The organism is Paludifilum halophilum (assembly GCF_002245355.1).
Taxonomy (GTDB): domain Bacteria; phylum Bacillota; class Bacilli; order Thermoactinomycetales; family DSM-45169; genus Paludifilum; species Paludifilum halophilum.
Genome location: NZ_NOWF01000146.1, coordinates 1 through 410, shown reverse-complemented (window position 1 = coordinate 410; position 410 = coordinate 1). Strand labels below are relative to the sequence as shown.

Here is a 410-nt window from a genome sequence, read left to right as displayed (position 1 = left end):
GTAAATTGACAGTACTTCAGCTGGGCATGCATGTACGCAGTACCAGCTTCTCCGTGGCGGTTCTTTCCTACAATGGCCTCGGCAATACCTCGGTATTGGGATTCTTTGTTATAAACTTCGTCCCGGTACAAAAAAATAATTTGGTCGGAATCTTGTTCAATTGCACCTGATTCACGTAGATCCGACATCATTGGTCTTTTATTAGGTCGCTTCTCTAACTCACGATTGAGCTGAGATAAAAGAACAATGACGCAATCAAACTCTTTGGCCATGGCTTTCAGCTCACCGGTAAAATAAGCAATCTTTAAATCCTCCCGGGCGAATTGCTTTGTTGTCTTCATGATCTGAAGATAATCAACCAGAACTACACCGACAGAGCCATACTGATGTTTTACTTTACGGATAGACTC

1 protein-coding gene is annotated in these 410 nt (G+C 42.7%); it reads right to left on the bottom strand.

Annotated elements, in window-relative coordinates; genetic code table 11:
* Positions 1-410: DnaB-like helicase C-terminal domain-containing protein (locus CHM34_RS18670; protein ID WP_240512081.1), on the bottom strand; the 410-nt coding region annotated here is incomplete at both ends.